The sequence below is a fragment of the Niallia sp. 01092 genome (genome assembly GCF_052318935.1).
Lineage (GTDB): Bacteria > Bacillota > Bacilli > Bacillales > Cytobacillaceae > Niallia.
The window spans coordinates 1-22,959 of sequence record NZ_JBQRKO010000008.1 but is presented as its reverse complement, the minus strand read 5'-3'; the positions used below and the strand labels follow the sequence as shown (position 1 = coordinate 22,959).

Below are 22,959 nucleotides of genomic sequence, written 5' to 3'. Positions count from 1 at the left end.
GTATACCATTATAACCAAGGGTCTACCATCATTGTAATCCCTTTTTCAATGTGTGCTTTTAATATTGAAAATACATTAGGGTCTAAATACTCTTCAGCAAGTGCCATATCTGCTGAAGCAATTTCTTCTCTTTCTGATAGTAGTTTAATAATGTCCCATAATCTTTCATCCATGTTAATTACCTCCTAAATATGTATGTGATTACCTAGTTTAATAATAACAGATTTTCCCCTTTTTATTCTACAAAAAATCACTTTTAAAAAAATATTTTGCGTGAAATATAGTTTGGATTCTACATTATTTTGTAAAGAGAAAATAGGAAAATGGTGTCATAGAGATAAAATAGAATTTGTGTCTGTTTTTTGAATGGTTATTATTTTGCGTGAAATACGGATAAAAGATTAAAGGTAATTTGTTATATTCAAATTGTACAAAATGAAGATGAATTACTACAAGATTATCATAACATGTTTCTTTTGCTGAAAATAAGGAAGATTATTATAAAAAAGTAAAGAGAGATGTAGAAATAAATATTTTATAACTATGATATTAATTCAAGTAATTCTCCTGCTAAATACATTTTGGGGTGTAAGTACACACTTTTATAAAGAAGGTTTTTTTTTGAAAATTTGTTTTGTATTTTTAATGAGAAGATAATTAAGAGTACTGTTTGAAATTTCTATCAATTTAGTTATAACAATATGTTAAAAAGGTGATTACATGAGGCAAAAACAAGTCGAGTGCGAAGAAATCGGGAATCTATACAAAGGAAAATTATTTTTTGATTTTCATTGTACATCTGCTTCAACTGTTTTTTTAAATAATAACATTTTAACCCGAACGATGCCTATTGAAAAAATTAATATCCCGGAAGATTTTATCGAGAGTATGGTAGAAGAAAAAAATTCTATTTTAACATTGAGTTTGAAAGAATTTATTTGTGAGACATGGGAAAAATTACAAAAAGAGGATATTTTTTTAAACGTATATATTAACAATAAAAAGAGTTATCTAGAAATTAGCTCTGACAATTTTCTCAAAGTTGATGATCGAAAATATAATATTGCTCGTATCATATTAACAGATAAGAAAAATAAAAAAAATACAGTTTTTAAACAAATTGAACTTTCTAGTTTAACTGTCGATTTCTTTTCCAGCCTAATTGCAGAATTTAGAAAAGAGTTAATTTACTTACGTAATGAAACAAAAAGGATAACTTTACAAACAAATATACTACTTACAAAGGCTACTGGAGGATATTTTATTCATGAAACTGTAGGACATTTACTTGAAGAAGATTATTTCTACAATTATAAACTAGAAAATGTGTTTAAAAATGTAGAATTCCCACAATTTTTATCAGTAGAAGATACACCTTTACGTTATGAGAATGCACTTAACTTAAATCGTTATGATGATGCAGGTACAAAATTAGCAGCAATAAAGTTAATAGAGAATGGAAGTTTAAAAGAAATTATTGAAGGAAATAAAGGTGTTTATAGAAGAGAAAGTATATATTCTAAGTTATTACCAAGAATGAGGGCGACCTTCATTAAGCCATTTAATCATGGAAATTCAATTAGTATAGGAAATAATAATCATTATGTCATTATAACTGATATTTATAACGGACAAGTAATACCATCAACACAACAATTTTTTTTACAAGGTAAAGGATACTTAATTCATGACGATGGAAAATCCTTATTTTCAAATAATATTTTAATTACAGGAAATTCTATAGAGACGTTAAGAAACGTAGTTTATATAGGAGATTCATCCAATTTTGAATGGAAACCAGTTTTATGTCATAAGATGGGACAAACAATTCCAGTAGTTGTTGGATCTCCTGATATCGAAATAGAAAAAATCAACATACAGGGTGATTTTGTTGAAACTAATAAATGAATTAAAATCAAAAAATAAATCTATTAGACAAATAAAAAAATCTGTCTCAAAGAAAATATATAATTTAGATAATAGTAGTTCGGAGACAATTAATTCCACTGTTAATAATTGTTATTCTATAGGAATAGATGAAAAAAATATGTATTATAGGAATCACTATCTAACTCCAAATTTTAATACGATTAGCATAGAAAAAAACAAGGATAGCTTAAATGGTGAAGAAATATACAATTTGATGCATTCACAATATTTAAAAAATAGATATGCAAATAAAGAAATAAATAAGTATAAGACCTCACAGTATGTGATAAAAGATGATATTCAAAAACTAATAGAATATTTTCAACCATCTTCCGTTAGGTATCATTTGGAAGAAGTTAGCATACAAAAAGAAGTCAAAACATACATAAATCAACATAATGCATTAGTTGCGGAACAGGAAATATTTACTATTGAACAAGCACTATATTTAGAAATTCAATCTAAGCCAGTTCTTATTAGTGATTTTAAAAATATAAATGACTTAGAAAATACGAAGAAGATTATTACAGCAATTGTACACAAAGACGTACTATCTAATTCAATATTAAAAACACATGATTATTTAAAAATTCATAAAAGAACACTAAACAAGTTAATAAATAATGCTTTGTTACCATTTCATGCTCATTTAATAATTAATCAAAAAAGTTATTTTGATTTTAAAGACAAAAATCGCGAATTATTAAAAAATCAATTAACAATTTCAATTAAAAATCTATATCTAGATGATGATGGCTATATGCCCAAATTTATTCCTATTTTTGAAAAAGGTAGACTTATTAATTTTATTAGTAACGAGTTTTATGCTGGTATAAATAATGATGAAAGTCTTGGATTTGCTAATTACTCTAATTTATCTTTACTAGAAAATCAATATAACATTGAATTATGTATTAAAGAAGATAAGTATTTAAATAAAAATATACATGAATACTTAGAAATATTGGATTTAAATCTTGTGGTCAACTATATGACTCTTGATTGTATGATAACAATGATTACAGAATTGGGAATAATTCATATAAACACGAATGTTCTAAATCTATTGAATTCTATACATTGTTGCAAAGGGGAAATGTTTTTATTAACTTTGAAGGAGATTATAGATGAAGAAAGCAATTAATTTTAATAAGGTCTCATTCTTTTATGATAAAAATAATAGCATATTTAATAATTTTTCAACCTCTGTTCCAAGTGATGGAATTATTACTGTATTAGGGCATAATGGTGCAGGAAAAACTACGTTCATTCGTTTATTATTGAATCTTCTTCAACCGAATCAGGGGTCTATAGATAAAAATAATATTACTTTTTCCTATCTTCCTTCTGAAAATCCTATCTATGCAGATTTAACTGTAGATCAAAATATAAATTTTTATAAAAAACTGTTCGGGATTAAGGAAGTTGGATCAACATTAAATACCTATTTTCAACAATTACAAATTAATTCTTTTAAAAGACAAAAAGTGAAAAATTTATCTACAGGACAAAAGCGAAGACTTGGTTTATTCATTACTCTTATGAAGGAAGCTGATTACATAGTTTTAGATGAGCCAACAATTGGAATAGACCCCGAAAGTCTAGAAATAATTATTAGAATTATAAAAGGCCTTACGGAAAATCAAAAGACAGTAATATTAGCAACACATGATTTATATTTTGTACAGGAAATTGCCGATTATATCATGATTTTGGATAATGGTAAATTGCTGTTTAATGGAAATAAAGACGAATTAGGATTTAATATTCGCGAAACGTATTTATCTATTATAAAAAGTAATATGGAAGAAGAGGGAACATGAAACGAAAAGTTCATCCTAAATGCTGAAATTTGTACTATGTAATAGGAAATTGTGATTTTTTAATGACTGAAGGAGGTCTTTCAATCATTTTGTAGATGGATACAATAGCAGATAGCTAGAATCTTTAAGTAGAAAAATTTAACGATAATGAATTGGGAACCCTGTCAAGATAATAATAATGTCATTGCATATGAAAGGAGGTGAAAAAGATGGAAGCACCAAAATTTTTAGAAGCAAACGTTGGAATCTGTGCTGTTCAACCTGAAATTGCCATACCTGTAATTGTAGAAGGGGTAGCCATAGCAGCAGTTTGCAGCTGGGTCGCAGTAGCAGCTGGTTAAAATTATTAAATAGTGAATAGAAGTTAATTGGAAAATTGAGCATTCTTGCCAGAAACCAAAAAAAGGTTGCATATACAAGGAGTTGAGAAAAATGGAAGCACCAAAATTTTTAGATGCAAACGTTGGAATTTGTGCTGTTCAACCTGAAATTGCCATACCTGTAATTACAGAAGGGCTAGCCTTAATAACACTTTGTGGCTGGGTTGCAGTAGCAGCTGGATAAAAAATTGGACTCTTAAGTAATCTGTTATTTAAGAGCCCTCAAATAGTTATTACCCTTAGGCTGTATTCCTACGTCTAAGGGTCCCCTTATAGTATATACATAAAGGAGCGATTTTGTGTACTATTATTTAAAAAATGGATCGAGAATTAAAAAATATAATAATAGTGAGTATTATTTTTGTTATAATGACAAAAATACTTTATTAATTCAAAGAGTTAATCAATCTGCTTATGATACTTTAACTCTTTGTAATGGAGAAAATTCTGAAGAAGATATATGTACTTATTTGGAGAACCTTCACGGAAAGGTTAATGAAATTGAGGTTATTGAATTTCTTAAACAATTAGTTTCATTGGAATTATTGGTTTTTTCTGAAATTCCAAACAGGTGTAAAGGGGAGGTTTTCGATGGAAAAGAGTTTTACAGCCCATTTATTGCTACATTGGAATTAACGCGGAGATGTCCATTAAAATGTCAACATTGTTATATAAATGCTGGTGATGGTCCTTCAATGAGTAGGACAGAATTACATAGTATACTAGGAGAGTTAAAAAAGATAGGCGTAAATATTATTCAATTAACTGGTGGAGAGCCCTTATTCTATAAGCATATTCTTGAGTTGCTTGATTTACTAACACATGAATATGATTTTGGAGTTGAAATCACCACCAGTGGATCGTATTTTAATACTGCTATTATCGAAAAACTAAATTTATTAAATAAGAATAGAAAATTATCTATTCAAGTTAGTATTGATGGTTTAGAAGAAACCCACAATTCTATAAGGGGACGAACAAAAGCTTTTCAAAAGGCTCTTGAGTTTGTAACACAGGTAGTTGATAAAAATATCAAAACAACGGTTGCCTCTTGTTTAATTGAACAAAAAAAATCAGAAATAGAACTTTTATGTGATTTATTATTTAAGAAAGGCGTTAACAAATATAGATTAGGTCTTTTAAATGAACAAGGAAGAGCATCTAGTAACGACCTAGAAAGCAAATGGAATAGTGTAAGTTTAAATAAGCTAATAGAATCTTTGAATAGCAAGCATAATAATTTTGTTGTTCTTCAAGATGAGATAGATATATCAACTGAGTCTAAAAAAAATTGTGGAGCTGGCTATAAAATATTTAAGATTGATGCAATTGGCGATGTATATCCTTGTGCTCCACACTTATTAAAAATGGGTAATATATATGATCAAAGTTTAACTACTATATTAGGAACAATTGGTAGACAATTTGCTAAGTTATCTTCTCCTAATCAAAATTCATGTGAAAAATGCGAAAATAAACAGATTTGTGAAGGTTGTTCTGCGCGTACAATGGTACAGAAAAATAAAGTGCAAGAATGCTGGTGGTATAATGAAATTAAAAACTCAATTGTTTAATTTAATAGAGGCATATTATCAAAAAGAATATTATTTATATTTAGGGAAAATTAGAAGCGTAGCTTTTTTCTTAATGGCTAGTTCACTTATTACATGGTATTCCGCTTCACAAAAATCAGCGTTTTTACTAATGGAAGGATTTCTATTGTTAAGATTAACTATACTGCCTATAGTAATACCTTTCCTTCTATTATCAGAACATAGAAAAGCCGATCATACACTGATAGATTTTTTAAAAATAGATAAAATAAACATACTATATTTTGTTCCGTTTATTATTAGTTCCTTTGAGATAATGGTAGGGAGTATGTTTTTTTTACTTAATTTCATTGTATTGAGTTTTAAAGTACATTTAAGCGGATCGATGTTGTTAGTGGCTTGGATATTTATTCTAGTAAATATACTATTTGTTGTAACTTTAATGGAGTATATAAATACGTATAAAAAATTATGTGTGTATCCAATGATCTTAATAGTCCCAATACTTACTTTATTTTTAACACATATGAATATTACTGTTACAAATACGATTATGTTTTTTCTATTTTTAGCGGTGTACTTGTTATTTAGCTTTCGAATTCATAATTACGAGAGGGAAAGAAAATGAAAAAAATTAATGCTTCATCCACTTTAAACGCTTTTTTTTATAAAGATATACGGTTATTCTTTAATTTCAAGAAAATTATCTTATTTTTATTACTAATTTTATTTTTTATTGCGCTGTTATGGTGGAAATTACCTAAATATCTCCCATATAATCTAATGTTATCTGTTTTTGTTTCCTTAGCGGGAGTGATCTTTACATTTGGAGTGCTTGAGGAAATAAATCGGGAAGAACAAGTAAATTCAGATGTTTTTCAATTACTAGATGTCCCCTTTTCCATAATACGCATTCAGAAGCTTTTTCTGGCAAATGGGAGTTCTTTCTTCTTTTGTGTACTAACTTCTTTATTTATTTACTTCCTTTTTGTAGTGCCAAATCAAGGGAATTGGGATTGGTTTTATGCTATTTTCATTGGTTATCTCCCTTGCGGATTCATTATTTTCATTAGTTCTCTATTCAAAAATTTACGAATGAATTTTTCTAAACATTATAGTATCCTAATAGCAATAATTGCTGCTACTTATTTTATTTTAAAACATATTAATACACTAGAAATGAATATGAAAGTCATAATCATTATTACTGATTTATTATTATTACTTGTTTTTCCTTATATCATTCAATGGTTTAGACAAAAAGCGAGTTCAAAGATGATTAAAAAAAGTACTAGTACAAAAATAGTGCATTAGGAATGTAGATTAGTGTGACTGCCTTCTTTTTAGTTTCTCAATATTATTTGGATTAGTTATTTTTGATTGGAACGAATATACTCTTAGATATGTCTATAAAACAGCAGGAGATATGTAAGAAGGATTAATCTATATTATTTTCTAAAATTAATGGCTGTCCTTCAACGCTTAGACAGGCTCCCTTAGCCAACTCGTATTATTTAAGTATATTAAAAAAATCTCTATTTCTTTTAGGAGTTGAGAATTTTTTTAGTTGAAACTTTTTAAAGGATAAGACGTAAAATCTAATGGAAAAAGGAAAATTGTAGAATGAGGGGAGGTTTTTGAAAATTACCTGCAAGTTATTCTGCGTGTTACAAAAAAAGGAGTTCAAGTGCTATGAGTAGGCAGAAGAAGTAAAAGTAGGATTCAATATTTTCTAAAATAATCTGCTTGGGACGATTGATATTTTTAACAAAAATGGTATCATTTAACTTGGAAGAATTAAAGGAGGATTCGTAATGAAACGTACAGGAGAAATAGTTTTAGGAGTAATTGGTGTTATATTGTCAGCATTTTTTGTAATTCTTGGGGTTTTTAAATTGATTTTACAATATAATGAAAGTACGCAATCGAAAATAAGATCGAGTTTGCAAGATTCTGGAATTTCCGGTGCTGATTTAAATAGTTTTATGCATTCGATGACAAGTGGAGGGTGGTTAATTAGTATTGCAGCTCTTTTAGTATTCATCCTTGGTATTGTTGCAATAGCAAGTGTGAAAAAGAATAAGAACCCTAAAAAAGCAGGAATATTGTTTATCCTAAGTGCACTTATTATCGGTATTTCTACCCTTGGTGGAGGATTTTTACCAGCCATTTTGTATTTGATAGCAGGAATAATGAGTTTAGTAAGAAAACCGAAGGAATCATTTAATGCGAATAGTTCATTTTAATGATCAGGATTTTGATGTGTGAGCTATATCACATTTTGAAAACTTAAGTAATGTAAGCGATTCTTCATTAAAGAAGGTCGCTTCTTTTCATTTATTACTTTGAGAGGAGCACCTTTCATTTTAAATCCTATTAATTGATTGAATATTCTGTGAAAAATATTGTTTAGGCAGGCTTAATAAGCTATAATTCAATGGGGTTAAAAAAAGAGTGTGTCTATGAAATCGTCAAGCTATAACCATAATATGAAGCGAGGGATTTGTATGAATAAGTCAGGAGTACTGATTGCAGGATTATTAGTTTCATGGTTATTAATGTTTATTGTTGTTCAGTTTATTATCAATTCGAAAAAGCATGCTGCTGCAGAACATTATGTAATCAATCAAAGAAGACCACTTACTCATGATTTGGAGTATATTCTTCCGTATAAGCAGCCTTATATGGGCAATGCGTCCAATGTCATCATTTTATTTAATCATTTACCACTGAACGAAGTCGAAAAAGACTTTCAACTACTTTCTGATATATTCACAATAAAAGTAAACTACCATCTTCCGAGCACAGAAATTGGTACGAAACTTGTGAATCAGTCTATCATTTATAACTCCACTGCTACCTTTTTATTAATTGGAAACTTAGAGAAAATCGAATTAGGCTTTCTAGATAAATCTGTTATTGTCAACAGGGAAATGGTTAAAAAATTATATAAAGATTTTGATCGATTGCTTAAAAGCAAGAAAGTCTGGGAGCAGCAAGTTCGTAGTCTATTAATGGACGAATACTATATAGAGAATGGTTTAGGGTCTCTATCCTAATAAGGTTGCCTGTCTCCAGTGCTTTAAAAGCGCTGAGAGACAGGCAACCACCGCGAGAAAAACGAAACCACCGCGAGAAAAACGAAACCACCGCGAGAAAAACGAAACCACCGCGAGAAAAACGAAACCACCGCGAGAAAAACGAAACCACCGCGAGAAAAACGAAACCACCGCGAGAAAAACGATAGGTTTGCAGATTAGCATAAGGGCTATGGGAACAGGCACCCATAGCCCTTTCTACGTCTTAGGTCGTAGTTATAATTAAACCTCTGGTGCATTATACAAAATGTGGAAAGTTTAGTATAATAAAGCAGGCAATTATTAAAGTTTTAGGAGGATGCAATGAAATCAATTATTCGTTTTAGTATGAAAAACACGGTCGCTTTATGTTTAATTGTGGCGATGCTGATTGGAGGGGGTATTTATTCCGTACAGAAAATGAACGTTGAAAAATATCCTGGAGTGGATATTCCTTATTTAAGTGTGTTCATTTCCTATCCTGGGGCATCGCCGGAGCAGGCATCGAAAGATATTGCTGAGCCTGTTCAGAAGGAAGCGATGAATATTAATGGAGTGAAAAACGTATACTCCGAAGCTTCGGCATGGGGAGTTTGGATCACACTCGAATACGAAATGAGTGTAGATATGGATGACGGGGAGGATCTAGCAAGACAAGCCATCTCCAAAGTAAAGCTGCCAGAAACAGTAGGTCAGCCTGAATACATGCGCCAATCTCCTGACGGTGAAGCAGTTTATAAAGTGGGTATTTATGCCGATGGAGAACAGAAGGATGTTCAAAACTATGTAAAAACAGAAGTGGTTCCTGCTTTAGAAGGAATTGAAGGAGTAGCAGAGGTCAAGGCGGCAGGCATTGATGAAAACAAGCTGTATGTCGAGCTTTTACCGGAAAAGCTAACCCAATATGGATTGACGCTTGATGAAGTAAAGCAAACAATCATGGCCAATCATTTATCCATTCCAACAGGTGAAGTAGCAGTTAATGACGAAGTATTGCCTGTACGTGTGAGCAAGGAGCTTAACTCAGTCAAGGACATTCAAAATATCAACGTTCTTTTACCTAATCAAGCAACGGTGAAAGCGGGAGAATCAGCACCGTCTATTCCATCGATAAAATTAAAAGAAATTGCAAATGTCAGTAATGGGAATGGGGAGCAAAAAAGTTTTACAAGGATCAATTCCAACCCAGCTGTCATTATTGATTTAACGGTAGAATCGGGAGAAAATACAGTTGCGATTGTAAAAGAAGCAAATAAAACGTTAAAAGAAATGGATATCCCATCAAACTATAAACTGATTACTCTTTCCGATCAGTCGATATCCATTCAGGAATCGGTTTCATCGATGCTGCGTGAAGCGATATTAGGTGCTGTAATGGCTGTTATTGTTACGCTGCTATTCTTGCGCAACATTCGTTCAACCCTTATTGCGATTATTTCTATTCCACTTTCCATCCTTTCGTCGTTTTTATTGTTAAAAATGTTAGGGTACACCTTAAACATTATGACACTAGCAGGGATTGCAGTAGCGGTTGGTAGAGTCGTAGATGACTCCATCGTTGTCATTGAAAATGTATTCCGTCGAGTGAGTGCTTCCAAAAATCGTGATCAAAAGCTAGTTGAAGAGTCGACAAGAGAAGTGGCATCCGCCATCACGTCATCGACGATTACGACGGTTGCTGTCTTTTTGCCAATGGCATTCGTCCCTGGCATTGTAGGGAGATTCTTTGCACCGCTTGCATGGACAGTGGTTATTTCGTTATTGTTCTCCTTATTGACAGCAGTCACAATTGTTCCATTGCTATCTAGAATCTTTTTACTAAACATTAAACCGAAGGAACATAAAGAGAACGGGATTCAAAAAGCATATCGAAAGGCATTGGCATGGGCACTTTCTCATCGAGCAGTGACCTTAATAATCGCTGTACTTTTATTAGCTACAAGTATAGTGACGATTGCGCCAAGACTTGGAACGACCTTTTTGCCACAAGAAGAAACGCTTGAATACCGAACTTCTATTTCTATGGAGCAAGGAATTGGAGCAGAGAAGACAAATGAACTTGCTAGTCAAGTAGAAAGTATTTTAATGACTAGAAAAGAAGTGAAGCAAATTGCAACTTCAGTAGGGGAAGGTTCAGCATCTGTTTCTTTTGTTATGAAGGATTCGGTGAAAGATCCTAAAAAATTAGCTAAAGAGCTTCGAAATGAATTTAAGGACATAAATGGTGCAAAGGAAATCACGTTAACTAGCACTGGAGACATGACTGGTGGCGGTCAATCTTACTTAGAGATTATTGTAAATGGTCCAAATATAGAAGATATAAAAACTGGAAGCGAGCAAATGACTCAAGCGCTTAAAAAAATAAATGGATTAGCAGATATCAGCACAAACCTTGAAGGAGAAAAGCCTGAAATTAATATGGATTTAGACGAGAAAAAGCTGAGTGAACATGGCTTTATGCCAGGAATGGTTGCGCAAAGCCTTCGCACCCTTATTACGGGTGATACGGTAACAGAACTTGAGATGGATGGCGATAAAACAGATTTGCAATTAAAGCTTCAATTAGACGATGTTTCATCCATTAAAGCACTCGGAGAGCAAAAAATTAAGAACCCATTAGGTCAAGAGGTTGCTTTAAAAGACCTTGGCACGCTTAAAAAAGTAAAAAATAGAATTTCTATTAGCTACTTAAATGGCAAAGAATACGTAATGCTTCGAGCAGCCATTACAGATTCTAATACAGGAGAAGTAAGCAATAAAGCCAATGCAGCACTAGAAAAACTAGATTTGCCAAATGGAGTATCCTGGTATAAAGAAGGAGCTTCAGCTGCGATGGATGAAGGCTTTAAAAACATGACGATCGCTATTGCGGTTAGTATTTTACTAGTTTATATGGTTATGGTTATCTCTTTTGGAGAAGGAAAGGCACCATTTGTGATTCTTTTTGCAATTCCATTCTCTTTAATTGGAGCTTTGATTGGATTGTTTGTTGTAAAAGAACCAATTGGAATGCCGGCCATGATCGGCATCATGATGCTAAATGGAATTGTTGTAACCAATGCGATTGTGCTGCTAGATCGTGTAAAGCAAAACGAAAAGATTGGTTTAAGCATCCACGAAGCCTTGCTTGAAGCAGGTGCTGTCCGAATTCGCCCGATCCTTATGACAGCCATTGCAACAGTCGGAGCCTTGATTCCAATGGCTGTTTCAAGCCATGCAGGACTCGTATCCCGATCTTTAGCTGTTGTTGTAATCGGAGGGTTAACAACATCAACGATTCTAACGTTAATTATCATTCCAGTTCTATACAGCCTCTTTCATCCAAAAAGAAAGAACAAACGAAATAAAAAGAGTGAGCATGAAGTTGCATAAGTAAAAGGAAAAACCGAGCGTAATGGCTCGGTTTTTCTTGTGGAATTAGGTGCATGAGCACCATCAAAAGGTGGTTGTTTTTTGTCGGCAATTTTTCGACAAAATGGACAGTCACAATTAATACCTTCAGCATAGGATAAAGTACTATAGTGAAAGAAAGGAGATGATTCAAATTTCAAGCTGGGTGATATATGCCGTTTGGGCTGTGTTTGGATTTATGTTGCTGGATTTTCTTTTTGGCCTTTTTAAATCATTTGTGACTTGGAAACTTTCTCCGGAAATTATAACCAATTATTTAAAGGATATTTTATACTTTGTGATCCCGCTAATTACACTTACATCCTTATTCCCGATTGATCCTACAGGATGGATCCTGCTTATTTTTTACTATATTTGTTCTGTTGGTATAATATGGATGTATATAATACGATTAATTGATAAATGGAGGGCTTAAGGCTCTTTTTTTTTCTGGGCTTCATCATACGAGAGGCTTAGATAGTTAATCTTCTTTTTGACAGATACCCCTAAAGCTTTGTATCCATGTTTTTTCTGAAAAGTAAATGGATATTTAAAAAATATGTTGAAGAATATGTTGCTACATACTCAGCAAGATGTTTTTTGTTTTTCGACTTCAAAGTACTGTTTTGCTTCCTCGATAAAATAATGTACGATTGGAGAAACCCATCTGCTTTTATGGTAAAAAAGGAATGTAGCAACTTTGCCATGCTTTTCATGTAGACGTTTCGCTGCCAGCTTTCCTTCCTTTAATTCATTCTGAATCGTAATTTCAGGAACAAGCGCCATGCCTAATCCACATTGGACACACTGCTTTATGGCCTCGATGCTCCAGAATTCGTGAAAGGATGTTGGAGACATCTTTTCCTCTGCGATAAATTTATTCATTAATGAACGATATGGACAGTTTCCTTCTGAGTAGATAATGGAATTAGGCTGAAGATGGTTTGGCGAAAAAATAATACTCATATGCTCGTCGATCATTTTTTCCATTTCAAGGGTAGGAGGTTTTTTAAAATCTAAATTGAGCAGTAGGGCAATATCTAAATCGCCAATTTCCACTAAATGCTGGATTTCCTCACATGTTCCAACTCGAACCGATAAATGTACATCGGGATACTTGTCTTTATAAGACTGAAGGATAGTAGGCAAACGATAAACGGTTAGAGACTCTGAGGCACCAATTGTAATTTGCCCTTTTTTTGTAACAGAAGACTGGTGAAGCTCTTTTGCTCCTTTATGCAAGCGCAGCATTTCATTTGCATACGGAAGAAAAGACTTTCCTAGCTCTGTTAAGGCAACACTTTTGCCAAGTCGATCAAACAGTGGTCCTTCCAGTTCATGTTCTAATGCTTGGATATGGGCTGTGATTGTGGATTGCGCATAGCCGAGCTGAAGTGCTGCCTTCGCAAATCCGCCAGCCTCTACTATTGATTTAAACGTTTGTAAATGACGAATTTCCAACCTAATCCCTCCAATTATCGGAATATCCGATATCATCTATCATACATATCTATTTTACTGAATGATGACCTGTGAATACAATAAGGATAAAGAAAAAAATACGCGTGTTTTCTCGAGGATTAAAACATTATTATTTTGAAAAGGGGAAGGAATATGAATCAAAGAAAAATTGGTGCACTTACGTTAAGTGGTTTAATAATCGGACCTCTACTAGGGTCAGGCATTATTTTATTGCCGCCTATTATTTATGATACTTCTGGAGATTATGCGATTTTTGCATGGCTAATCATGTCAATTATTGGCGTGTTTTTCGCCTTTCTTTGCGGGGAGTTGACGCTGATGTTTCCGGGGGAGGCTGGCATCGGCAATGCGATTGCAGAGGCATTTGGACAGCGAATGAAAAATCTTTCGTCGATTTTTTTAATGTCCGCAGCATTTATGGGACCGATTGCTGTTATGATGACGGCTGCTGAATATTTGGATACTTGGTTATTTAAATCTGCGATTAAAACGGAGTGGATTGCCATTGCCCTTTTAGCCTTAAGTGGATTAACCTTGCTATTTCGATTGACTTTTCTTGGGAATCTTTCCCTTATTATTTCGTCTATTGCCGTTTTCATTTTAACAAGCGGGAGTGTGGTTTCCTTGCTGTTTTATCATCGCAGTGAATTCATGTTGCAGGAATTTCATGCACCTTCATTTGGACATAGCTTATTGCTGCTTTTTTGGATTATGGTTGGGTGGGAAATCGTTGGGAACTATTCGGCTGAAGTGAAAAATCCAAAAAGTACTATTCGCAAAGCGGTTTTTTTAAGTGCTTTTGTGGTTACGGCAGTCAATCTGCTCATTGCTACAGCTGTACAATGGACGGATTTTTCAAGCAACCAATTTTCGATTAAATTAACTGGCGTTTTGTACCCTCTGTTTGGAGGGGTATCCATTGGTTTATTGACGATTGTAGCGGTGGGGCTTTGCTTAACGACTTATTTGATGATTGCAGGGGGAGTATCAAGACTAATTGCGTCTCTTGCACAGTCGGTTCCTGCACTCCATATCCTAACAAGAAAATCCAAAAACGGAGCACCAATCGCTTCTATCCTACTGCTCATTATCATTCATATAACTGTTGCAACATTTGTACTTCTTCATATTGTTACAGTCGAAAATCTTGTGGCTTTAGCAAATGCATTTTTCATCTCAAATGCTTTAATTGGCATTCTTTCGGCAATCAAATTATTCAAGAGTCCGTTTATGAAAGGGGTCGCCGTTTCATTGAGCATTTTATTCGGACTATTGCTGTTTAGGTCATCTTTTGTAGCGCTAGTTATTATCGTTATTCTCACAATATTGTTTGCTTTCTATAAAAATGGTTCCAAATGGATGCGATTTCGGAAAGTAGGGTGAATGTGCTCATAAAAAAAATAGATCACATTTTTTCATATTGAGTATGAGTCATATAAAAAATTTGGATTTTTATATTCTGAACTCTCTTTAATGTTAAAGATAAACAAAATAGTTTAAACAACATTCGATTATCACTTATCACTTATAATAGGAGTAATGAATAAAGGTGTCTGTCTCCCAATGCTTTAAAGCATGGGGGGAGAGACACCTTTATTGGCAAAAAAATAGGATTAATTTTAAAAAATGATACTTGTATTTTATTCCAAAAAGTAGTAATGTTGATTTAACCGATAAAATAAATCGGAATTAAATTTGGATGGAGGAACGAAAATGGCTAATAAAGTAACTAATATCGCAACGAATTTAACACAATTGATTGGTAACACTCCATTGTTAGAACTAGTCAAATTTAATGAAGAAAATAAAGTGGGAGGGAAAATTCTTGCCAAACTAGAGTACTTCAACCCTGCTGGCAGTGTAAAAGATAGAATTGGTTTTGCTCTAATAAAAGATGCAGAGAGTAAAGGACTTATAAATAAGGACTCAGTGATTATTGAACCAACAAGTGGAAATACGGGTGTGGCTCTAGCTTTTGCAGCTGCAGCTTTGGGATACAAACTCATTATTACCCTTCCAGAGAGTTTTAGCATTGAGCGAAGAAAGCTGCTGATTGCATTAGGAGCAGAGCTCGTTCTTACACCAGCTGCAGACGGTATGCCTGGTGCAATCAAAAAAGCTGAAGAACTTGCTGCAAAGACACCAAATTCGTACATACCGCAGCAATTTAAAAATCCAGCCAATCCAGAAATTCATAAAAAAACAACAGCGGAAGAAATTTGGAAGGATACAGATGGAGAGGTAGACATTTTTGTAGGTGGAGTTGGTACTGGAGGTACTATTAGTGGAGTGGGGGAAGTTTTAAAAGAGAGAAAAAGATCTGTAAAAATAATAGCAGTCGAACCGTATAGCTCTCCTGTCCTTTCTGGAGGAACGAAGGCACCTCATAAAATTCAAGGGATTGGACCTGGCTTTGTTCCAGACAATTTCAATCAAGCTGTAGTGGACGAAATTTTTACAGTAAAAGATGAAGAAGCCTTTGAAACAGCTAGATTACTAGCAAGAAGTGAAGGTCTCGTTGTAGGTATTTCTTCTGGAGCAGCAGCATTTGCAGCAGTTCAAATTGCTAAGAGACCTGAGAATGCAGGCAAAAAGATTGTCGTATTACTTCCCGATACAGGAGAAAGATATTTATCTACAGCATTGTTTCCAGAAGAGTAGATAAGTGGAATTGAGTGGAGATTGTCTGTCTTGCTTTTAGAAGAAATAATATTGAAACATTGGTATAATTACAAAGGATTAGTTGATTTAATTATAACTAAATGATAGGGAGATAGAATTATAGCTGTAAAAAAAACTAAATATGTTTATTTCTACTTGATCAGGAATACATGGAAGAAAGCTCTTCTTAAGCTATAGAAATACGAATCGAATAGATTTTTATATTCGGATAGGTAATGTCTATAGCTTAATGAAGCAGCTTTTTTGTTGTTATGCGAAAATCAGTAGTGGATTGGAACAAACAGATGGGAGATTAGATAATCTAGTTTATTCACTCATTAACAATGGGAAGTAAAAGAATGCAAAGCGAGCAGGTATTCCACGCTCGCTTTGTATTCTTTACTGCTCCGCCAAAACATCGGCAAAGGCTTTTGCATATGGTGGAAGATCGGGTGGTCGGCGGCTTGAAATAATATGACCGTCGACAACAACTGGCTTATTATGCCAAACGGCTCCAGCATTTTCCATATCATCTCTAATTCCTGGTGTACTTGTTACATTGACTCCGTCTAGGATTTTCGCTGAAATCAGCACCCAGCCAGCATGACAAATTTGTCCGATAGGCTTTTTATGCTCATGCATATAACGGACCATATCTAAAACTTCAGGGTAGCGGCGTAATTTATCTGGTGCCCAGCCGCCAGGGACAAGAATGGCATCATAATCAGATGCTTGAATGTCCGAAAAAGCATAGTCGGACACAGCCGGCACTCCATATTTTCCGATATAGGTTTCGTTCGCTTTTTCTCCAACTAAATGAACCGCCGCCCCTTCTTCCTGAAGACGCAAAACCGGATACCAAAGTTCCAAATCCTCAAAATCAGGACTAACAAGCGCAATTACCTTTTTATTTTTTAAACGCATAAAAAACACCTCCAAGGTTAAGTATAGCATGTTCAGGTATGGACTTAAAAAGAATTAAAAATGGGTGGACATTCTGATATAGAGCAGCTAGTATTTCGGCATTTCTCGAATAGTTTTGGTTTTTAATTAGCCAATATTTGTTAAAATATTATTTGCCTTTTTCATATTAGCTTTACTAATACGTTTTTTAATCTTGATTGGTAATTTTTCGATAGTCGACAGGTGTATAATTTGTTTCTTTTTTTTAGCAATGTAAATACGAAGTTCGAAGTTAATAGAAAAAGATAGCGCTAACACTAAAGATTTTTATATAAAAACATTGTTTGTAAGCGGTTTCTCTGATATAGTAATAAAATAGAATTAATTTACTAAATTTTTAGTAAATAAGTAAAGTGAGGGGATCGGTGCTTTATATGACAAGGATTAAGGATATTGCAGAAATGGCAAATGTTTCAACTGCTACGGTATCTAGGATTTTAAATAATGATCCATTGCTTTCTGTTTCAAGTGAAACAAGGCAAAGAGTGCTGAATATTGTAAGTGAGTTGAATTATCAACCAGGCAGAAAAAAGAAAACGAAATCGATTAAATCAGAAAGGTATAGCATTGGGCTTGTCATAACAAATGATGAGGCAGTTGATCCGTATTTTATGTCAATAAGGCAAGGGATTGAGAAGGTTTGCCAAGATTATTCTTTTCATATTTCCTCTATATTTCATTTAAGGAAAACTCATTTATCTGTTGAGGATATGGCAGAATTAGATGGATTGATTGTTCTTGGTGATGTAAATATGAAGGAATTACAAGAAGTTTATAAAGGAAATAACCATATCGTGTATGTAGATTTCTTCCCAGAAGGAGAAAAATGCGATGTGGTGCTTTCAGACTTTGAAACAGCTACTAGTGAAATAGTAAATTATTTATTTAATGGGGGACATCGCCAAATTGCCTATATTGGCGGAAAAGGTTCCATTTGGAGTATCCATAATGGAAAAAGGATGGATAAAGAGGATGTGCGAAAAAAGACTTTTGAAAAAGTAATGAAAGAAAAGGGGATCTATAAAGAAGAAAATGTCCTCTTGGGAGAATTTGGTCCGTCGAGCGGATATGCCTTAATGGAAAAATTAATAAAAAAGGGTCCATTGCCAAGTGCAGTAGTTATTGCAAGCGACCCGATGGCAATTGGTGCAATGAAGGCGTTACAAGAAAATGGAATTAATGTTCCTGAGGATATTTCGATTTTCAGCTTTGATGATATTGACGCTGCTGCTTTTTTAAATCCAGCCTTGTCTACTGTAAAAGTTCATACAGAAGAAATGGGAAAATCAGCAGTAAAGCTGCTGTATGATCGAATCAAAACGGGAAGAGACATCCCATTAAAAGTTATTTTGCCAACAGAGCTTGTTATTCGAGACAGTACAAAGTCTAAGTTTTGAAAATAAGCCAGCTGAGACAGAAAACGAAAATAGTGTCATAAGAAGGAGCTGTTTGATAAATGGGAATTCACTTTGATTCTGCAAAAAGATTGTTTCATCTGCAAGGAAAAGACACAAGTTATGTCATGGAAATTGTTAGAGATGGATATTTGCTTCATCTTTATTGGGGGAGAAAGATAAATGAATACCACCATTCGAATAAAATTCAACTGTTGGACAGAGGGTTTTCTGGCAATCCATATAAGGAAGATCGGGCATATTCATTAGATACGCTACCACAAGAGTTTCCTCAATATGGAAACACTGATTTTCGCAAACCTGCTTATCAAGTACAATTAGAGGATGGCTCCACTATCTCGGATATACGGTATCATTCACACAAAATAAGAAAAGGCAAACCCTCGCTGGAAGGTCTGCCGGCTACTTATGTGGAGACGGATGAGGAAGCAGAAACGCTTGAAATTATCATGGAGGATCAAGTAACTGGCTTGCAGGTTGTCTTATGTTATACCGTATTCGAAAACTTTAATGTGATAACAAGATCGGTTAGATATGTCAATACTGGCTCTCAATCTATTAAACTATTAAGAGCATTAAGTTTAAATATTGATTTTCATGATGCAGAGTTTGACTTTCTTCACTTATATGGGGCGCATGTGAAAGAAAGACATATAGAAAGAACTCCACTTAGACATGGTATTCAGTTTGTCGATAGCTCTAGAGGCGCCAGCAGTCATCAGCACAACCCGTTTATGGCCTTACTTAGAAAAGATACAACGGAAACAAGTGGAGACGTTTATGCTTTTAACCTTATATACAGCGGAAATTTCCTTGCACAGGCAGAAGTGGATCAATTTCGACAAACAAGAGTAACAATGGGGATTAATCCTTTTGATTTTAGTTGGAAGCTAGATCCAAATGAAGCGTTTCAAGCGCCGGAAGCGGTAATGGTTTACTCATCTGAAGGGCTAGGAGAGATGTCAAGAACGTTTCATTCCTTATATAGCACACGGCTGACAAGAGGGAATTATCGAGATAAAGAGCGTCCAATTTTAGTTAATAACTGGGAAGCAACTTATTTTGACTTTAATGCACAAAAAATCTTGGATATTGCAAAAGTAGGAAAAGAACTTGGGATGGAATTAGTTGTACTGGATGATGGCTGGTTTGGAAAAAGAAATGATGATTTGTCTTCATTAGGGGATTGGATTGTCGATATAGAAAAACTTCCGGATGGTTTAGAAAGTCTTGCCCAACGTGTTAATGAGATGGATCTTCAATTTGGACTTTGGTTTGAGCCGGAAATGATTTCTGTTGATAGTGATTTATATAGGGCGCATCCAGACTGGTGTCTTCATGTGCAGAATCGGCCTCGTTCGGAAAGTCGCAATCAATTAATTCTCGATTTCTCTCGTGACGATGTTTGTGATGAGATGATTAAACGGGTAAGCGCTATTTTAGATGCGGCACCTATTTCTTATGTAAAATGGGATATGAACCGTCATATGACAGAAATTGGCTCTGCTGCCCTTCCTGCTGATAGACAAAGAGAAACTGCTCACCGGTATATGCTTGGTTTATATAAAGTGATGGATGCTATTACTTCAGCTTTCCCAGATGTGTTATTTGAAAGCTGTTCAGGTGGAGGAGGAAGATTTGATCCAGGAATTCTTTACTATATGCCGCAAACGTGGACGAGTGATAATACAGATGCTGTTTCCAGGCTTAAAATTCAGTATGGAACAAGCCTTGTCTACCCAATTATCACGATGGGCGCCCATGTATCAGCTGTTCCAAACCATCAAGTGCATCGAAGTACATCTCTGAAGATGCGCGGCGATGTAGCGATGTCTGGCAATTTAGGCTATGAACTGGATTTAACTCAGCTGACAAATGAGGAGAAAGAAACGGTTAAACAGCAAATCTCCACATATAAAGAAATAAGAAAGATTATTCAATTTGGAGATTTTTATCGTTTGCTTAGTCCATTTGAAGGAAATGATACGGCATGGCTGTTTGCTAATTCAGATAAATCAGAAGTGATTGCCTTCTATTTTACTATTCTAGCTGAACCAGCAGCACCTTTGAAATTTTTAAAATTACAAGGGGTGGATGTAACGAAGAAATATCAGCTTGCTGGAACAGATCAAGTTTATGGAGGAGATGAGCTTGCATATGTAGGTGTAAGTATCCCTGTTGAATTGCATGGCGACTTCAAAAGTCATGTTTGGCGATTTGTTGAGGTTTAAAAAGAAGATCATATGATTAGGCTATTTTCGTATAGGTTGTTGCTTTTAAACCCGCAGCCCGAATACACTCCGTCCGTTTAGCGAGCGTCGAGCCTCCTCGTCGCATACGCTCCTGTGGGGTCTCGTCTTTCTCGCATTCCCACAGGAGTCTACGTGTATTCCGTCTGCTGAGAACGTCTTCTCCCATTTTTTTTTGTGAAAAACAACAAACTTTGAGAAAATAGCCTATGATAAAAAAATGTCTCAAAAAAATTGAGGCATTTTTTTATGGAATGGTATATAAAATAAATAAAATTCATTTTATTTTAGTAAAAATTTCAGTAAAAAACTAGTTAAGTATAGACTAGTTTTTATAAAAAATAATAAAAATCAGAAAATTATGTATGTAAGCGTTGTATTTGATATACTTATTTTAGTAAAAAAAATACAAGTTAACTAGTTATCTTTTTGAAAGCGTTTTACCGATAGTTATTCTAATTGTTTAAGGAGAAGATCAAATTGAAAAAACTAAACAGAAATTATTGGATTTTCGGTGTATTCTTTATGATTTATTTCTTCATATGGGCAGCTTGTACCATGTTTTTATCCTTATGGTTAACAAAAGAAGCTGGTTTAACTTCTACTCAGACGGGTATTATCTTTTCGGCAATTTCGATTGCTGCAATTTGTTATCAACCGTTTTTTGGAATCATTTCCGATAAGCTGGGGTTAAAAAAGAATTTGCTTTGGGTTTTTATTTTCTTGCTTATCTTTATCGCACCATTTTTTGTCTATATATTTCCCGCATTGCTAAAAGCTAATATTGTAATAGGGGCTATAATTGGCGGCGCTTATCTTGGAGCAATTTTTAACGGTGGAGTTGGAGCAATCGAAGCGTATATTGAAAAAGTTAGTCATGCCAACTCTTTTGAATATGGACGTGTTCGAGTATTTGGTAATATTGGTGCTGCGACAAGTACATTTGTAACAGGGCCATTTATTCAACTCAAATCCAAATTTAATCTTTTGGATTAGTACGGTGATGGCCATTATCTTGGCAGTAGTATTTGTTTTTGCTAGAATGGGAGATTCCCACATCGTTTCAGATAATAAGGAAGCACAGCCTGATTTGCCAAAAGGATCAACAAAAGCGCTTTTCAAAAATAAAAAATTCTGGTTTTTTATTATTTATATGCTTGGAGTTGGTTGTGTTTATGACGTTTATGATCAACAATTTGCTGTCTATTTCACCCATTTCTTTTCATCACCTGAAAAAGGAACAGCGGTTTTTGGAAATCTTGTAACATTACAAGTTTTTCTTGAAGGGATTATCATGATATTAGCTCCTTTTATTATCAAAAAAATTGGTGCGAAAAATGCTTTATTGTACGCAGGATTTATTATGTCCTTTCGAATTATAGGCTCTGGTCTTGCTGAAGGACCAATTGCAATCAGTTTACTGAAACTAATGCATGCTTTAGAGGTTCCGATTCTATTAGTGGCAGTATTTAAATATATTTCTGCACATTTTGATATGCGTTTATCAGCAACCATCTATTTAATTGGTTTCCAGTTCACTAAACAAATTGGTGCCATCTTTTTATCAACGATTGCCGGAAATATGTATGATACGGTAGGCTTCCAAAGCGCTTATCTTTTACTAGGATCCATTGCTTTTGTATTTACCGTTTTCTCCATCTTCACCTTATCAGGAAATAAACTATCTTTAGTGGAAAATGTAAGCGCTAAAAAAATGGGGAAAAGGATTGAGATATAAAAAATGGCTCTTTGCAATAGATAGTTGTTATTTACCCCTCAGCCGGCATACACTTCGCTTTTCGCGGACGAGTGCCGAGCCTCCTCGTCGCTAGCGCTCCTGCACAAGTCTCGTCTTTCTCGCTTTTCTAAGCAGGAGTCTACGAGTATTCAGGCTGCTCAGTGTTTCAACCATGTTTATTGTTTTATGCAAAAACAACAAACATTTAGAAAACAGCCTAAAAAAATAAAAAAGGGACCAAATCTATGATTTTTAACGGATATGGTCCTTTTTTATTTTTGCTACCCTGAAAAGTGTGA

At 34.1% G+C, this 22,959-nt stretch carries 21 protein-coding genes; 18 read left to right on the top strand and 3 right to left on the bottom strand.

What is annotated here, in order from left to right; translation table 11 throughout:
- Positions 1 to 8 precede the first annotated feature (8 nt).
- On the bottom strand, positions 9 to 173 hold the full coding sequence (locus tag ACTXGU_RS09075) for a hypothetical protein (protein ID WP_443481192.1): 165 nt from the start codon (positions 171 to 173) through the stop codon (positions 9 to 11).
- A 547-nt stretch (positions 174 to 720) separates the two neighbouring features.
- On the opposite strand from ACTXGU_RS09075, the gene ACTXGU_RS09070 reads away from it, so the two are divergent.
- From ACTXGU_RS09070 to ACTXGU_RS09015, 12 genes are all read left to right on the top strand, one after another.
- Complete coding sequence (locus tag ACTXGU_RS09070; protein ID WP_443481191.1) at positions 721 to 1,908, top strand: metallopeptidase TldD-related protein; 1,188 nt, start codon at positions 721 to 723, stop codon at positions 1,906 to 1,908.
- Positions 1,892 to 3,073, top strand: coding sequence for a hypothetical protein (locus ACTXGU_RS09065; RefSeq protein ID WP_443481190.1), 1,182 nt, complete (start codon positions 1,892 to 1,894; stop codon positions 3,071 to 3,073). Before ACTXGU_RS09070 ends, ACTXGU_RS09065 begins: the two co-directional genes overlap by 17 nt.
- Positions 3,057 to 3,752 carry an ATP-binding cassette domain-containing protein gene (locus ACTXGU_RS09060; protein ID WP_443481189.1) on the top strand — a complete coding sequence of 232 codons (696 nt, stop codon included), beginning with the start codon at positions 3,057 to 3,059 and terminating at the stop codon, positions 3,750 to 3,752. The genes ACTXGU_RS09065 and ACTXGU_RS09060 overlap by 17 nt, the downstream gene beginning before the upstream one ends.
- A 209-nt stretch (positions 3,753 to 3,961) precedes the next feature.
- Positions 3,962 to 4,093: a hypothetical protein gene (locus ACTXGU_RS09055; protein ID WP_443481188.1), complete on the top strand. Its 132-nt coding sequence runs from the start codon at positions 3,962 to 3,964 to the stop codon at positions 4,091 to 4,093.
- 91 nt (positions 4,094 to 4,184) lie between these two features.
- On the top strand, positions 4,185 to 4,316 hold the full coding sequence (locus ACTXGU_RS09050; RefSeq protein ID WP_443481187.1) for a hypothetical protein: 132 nt from the start codon (positions 4,185 to 4,187) through the stop codon (positions 4,314 to 4,316).
- Positions 4,317 to 4,431: 115 nt separating this feature from the next.
- Complete coding sequence (locus ACTXGU_RS09045) at positions 4,432 to 5,706, top strand: radical SAM/SPASM domain-containing protein (protein ID WP_443481186.1); 1,275 nt, start codon at positions 4,432 to 4,434, stop codon at positions 5,704 to 5,706.
- Complete coding sequence (locus ACTXGU_RS09040) at positions 5,681 to 6,313, top strand: hypothetical protein (protein WP_443481185.1); 633 nt, start codon at positions 5,681 to 5,683, stop codon at positions 6,311 to 6,313. Before ACTXGU_RS09045 ends, ACTXGU_RS09040 begins: the two co-directional genes overlap by 26 nt.
- Positions 6,310 to 6,999 carry a hypothetical protein gene (locus ACTXGU_RS09035; protein ID WP_443481184.1) on the top strand — a complete coding sequence of 230 codons (690 nt, stop codon included), beginning with the start codon at positions 6,310 to 6,312 and terminating at the stop codon, positions 6,997 to 6,999. The genes ACTXGU_RS09040 and ACTXGU_RS09035 overlap by 4 nt, the downstream gene beginning before the upstream one ends.
- Positions 7,000 to 7,499: 500 nt before the next feature.
- Complete coding sequence (locus ACTXGU_RS09030; protein WP_443481183.1) at positions 7,500 to 7,931, top strand: DUF4064 domain-containing protein; 432 nt, start codon at positions 7,500 to 7,502, stop codon at positions 7,929 to 7,931.
- A gap of 261 nt (positions 7,932 to 8,192) precedes the next feature.
- Positions 8,193 to 8,744, top strand: a complete 552-nt coding sequence (locus tag ACTXGU_RS09025) for a DUF4825 domain-containing protein (protein WP_443481182.1) — start codon at positions 8,193 to 8,195, stop codon at positions 8,742 to 8,744.
- Positions 8,745 to 9,086: 342 nt separating this feature from the next.
- On the top strand, positions 9,087 to 12,134 hold the full coding sequence (locus ACTXGU_RS09020) for an efflux RND transporter permease subunit (RefSeq protein ID WP_443481181.1): 3,048 nt from the start codon (positions 9,087 to 9,089) through the stop codon (positions 12,132 to 12,134).
- Positions 12,135 to 12,297: 163 nt separating this feature from the next.
- On the top strand, positions 12,298 to 12,588 hold the full coding sequence (locus ACTXGU_RS09015) for a hypothetical protein (RefSeq protein ID WP_443481180.1): 291 nt from the start codon (positions 12,298 to 12,300) through the stop codon (positions 12,586 to 12,588).
- A 149-nt stretch (positions 12,589 to 12,737) separates the two neighbouring features.
- Here the strand turns inward: ACTXGU_RS09015 and ACTXGU_RS09010 are convergent, their stop codons facing one another.
- Complete coding sequence (locus ACTXGU_RS09010) at positions 12,738 to 13,613, bottom strand: LysR family transcriptional regulator (RefSeq protein ID WP_443481179.1); 876 nt, start codon at positions 13,611 to 13,613, stop codon at positions 12,738 to 12,740.
- A 153-nt stretch (positions 13,614 to 13,766) separates the two neighbouring features.
- Here ACTXGU_RS09010 and ACTXGU_RS09005 point away from each other — a divergent pair, with 153 nt between their 5' ends.
- Positions 13,767 to 15,017, top strand: a complete 1,251-nt coding sequence (locus ACTXGU_RS09005; protein ID WP_443481178.1) for an APC family permease — start codon at positions 13,767 to 13,769, stop codon at positions 15,015 to 15,017.
- Positions 15,018 to 15,347: 330 nt separating this feature from the next.
- Positions 15,348 to 16,295, top strand: coding sequence for a cysteine synthase A (cysK, locus tag ACTXGU_RS09000; protein WP_443481177.1), 948 nt, complete (start codon positions 15,348 to 15,350; stop codon positions 16,293 to 16,295).
- A 399-nt stretch (positions 16,296 to 16,694) separates the two neighbouring features.
- Here cysK and ACTXGU_RS08995 read toward each other — a convergent pair whose 3' ends face one another.
- On the bottom strand, positions 16,695 to 17,219 hold the full coding sequence (locus ACTXGU_RS08995) for a type 1 glutamine amidotransferase domain-containing protein (RefSeq protein ID WP_443481176.1): 525 nt from the start codon (positions 17,217 to 17,219) through the stop codon (positions 16,695 to 16,697).
- Positions 17,220 to 17,632: 413 nt separating this feature from the next.
- Here ACTXGU_RS08995 and ACTXGU_RS08990 point away from each other — a divergent pair, with 413 nt between their 5' ends.
- From ACTXGU_RS08990 to ACTXGU_RS08975, 4 genes are all read left to right on the top strand, one after another.
- Positions 17,633 to 18,655, top strand: coding sequence for a LacI family DNA-binding transcriptional regulator (locus ACTXGU_RS08990; protein WP_443481175.1), 1,023 nt, complete (start codon positions 17,633 to 17,635; stop codon positions 18,653 to 18,655).
- A gap of 59 nt (positions 18,656 to 18,714) precedes the next feature.
- Complete coding sequence (locus ACTXGU_RS08985) at positions 18,715 to 20,904, top strand: alpha-galactosidase (protein ID WP_443481174.1); 2,190 nt, start codon at positions 18,715 to 18,717, stop codon at positions 20,902 to 20,904.
- A gap of 498 nt (positions 20,905 to 21,402) precedes the next feature.
- Positions 21,403 to 21,918: an MFS transporter gene (locus ACTXGU_RS08980; protein WP_443481173.1), complete on the top strand. Its 516-nt coding sequence runs from the start codon at positions 21,403 to 21,405 to the stop codon at positions 21,916 to 21,918.
- Positions 21,919 to 21,925: 7 nt separating this feature from the next.
- Complete coding sequence (locus tag ACTXGU_RS08975) at positions 21,926 to 22,660, top strand: oligosaccharide MFS transporter (protein ID WP_443481337.1); 735 nt, start codon at positions 21,926 to 21,928, stop codon at positions 22,658 to 22,660.
- Positions 22,661 to 22,959 lie beyond the last annotated feature (299 nt).

What these genes read in the sequence shown, in the direction of transcription:
- ACTXGU_RS09075 (WP_443481192.1), bottom strand. Translation starts at nt 173, where the DNA reads ATGGATGAAAGATTATGGGACATTATTAAACTACTATCAGAAAGAGAA.
- ACTXGU_RS09070 (WP_443481191.1), top strand. Translation starts at nt 721, where the DNA reads ATGAGGCAAAAACAAGTCGAGTGCGAAGAAATCGGGAATCTATACAAA.
- ACTXGU_RS09060 (WP_443481189.1), top strand. Translation starts at nt 3,057, where the DNA reads ATGAAGAAAGCAATTAATTTTAATAAGGTCTCATTCTTTTATGATAAA.
- ACTXGU_RS09055 (WP_443481188.1), top strand. Translation starts at nt 3,962, where the DNA reads ATGGAAGCACCAAAATTTTTAGAAGCAAACGTTGGAATCTGTGCTGTT.
- ACTXGU_RS09050 (WP_443481187.1), top strand. Translation starts at nt 4,185, where the DNA reads ATGGAAGCACCAAAATTTTTAGATGCAAACGTTGGAATTTGTGCTGTT.
- ACTXGU_RS09040 (WP_443481185.1), top strand. Translation starts at nt 5,681, where the DNA reads ATGAAATTAAAAACTCAATTGTTTAATTTAATAGAGGCATATTATCAA.
- ACTXGU_RS09035 (WP_443481184.1), top strand. Translation starts at nt 6,310, where the DNA reads ATGAAAAAAATTAATGCTTCATCCACTTTAAACGCTTTTTTTTATAAA.
- ACTXGU_RS09030 (WP_443481183.1), top strand. Translation starts at nt 7,500, where the DNA reads ATGAAACGTACAGGAGAAATAGTTTTAGGAGTAATTGGTGTTATATTG.
- ACTXGU_RS09025 (WP_443481182.1), top strand. Translation starts at nt 8,193, where the DNA reads ATGAATAAGTCAGGAGTACTGATTGCAGGATTATTAGTTTCATGGTTA.
- ACTXGU_RS09020 (WP_443481181.1), top strand. Translation starts at nt 9,087, where the DNA reads ATGAAATCAATTATTCGTTTTAGTATGAAAAACACGGTCGCTTTATGT.
- ACTXGU_RS09015 (WP_443481180.1), top strand. Translation starts at nt 12,298, where the DNA reads ATGATTCAAATTTCAAGCTGGGTGATATATGCCGTTTGGGCTGTGTTT.
- ACTXGU_RS09005 (WP_443481178.1), top strand. Translation starts at nt 13,767, where the DNA reads ATGAATCAAAGAAAAATTGGTGCACTTACGTTAAGTGGTTTAATAATC.
- cysK (WP_443481177.1), top strand. Translation starts at nt 15,348, where the DNA reads ATGGCTAATAAAGTAACTAATATCGCAACGAATTTAACACAATTGATT.
- ACTXGU_RS08995 (WP_443481176.1), bottom strand. Translation starts at nt 17,219, where the DNA reads ATGCGTTTAAAAAATAAAAAGGTAATTGCGCTTGTTAGTCCTGATTTT.
- ACTXGU_RS08990 (WP_443481175.1), top strand. Translation starts at nt 17,633, where the DNA reads ATGACAAGGATTAAGGATATTGCAGAAATGGCAAATGTTTCAACTGCT.
- ACTXGU_RS08985 (WP_443481174.1), top strand. Translation starts at nt 18,715, where the DNA reads ATGGGAATTCACTTTGATTCTGCAAAAAGATTGTTTCATCTGCAAGGA.
- ACTXGU_RS08975 (WP_443481337.1), top strand. Translation starts at nt 21,926, where the DNA reads ATGGCCATTATCTTGGCAGTAGTATTTGTTTTTGCTAGAATGGGAGAT.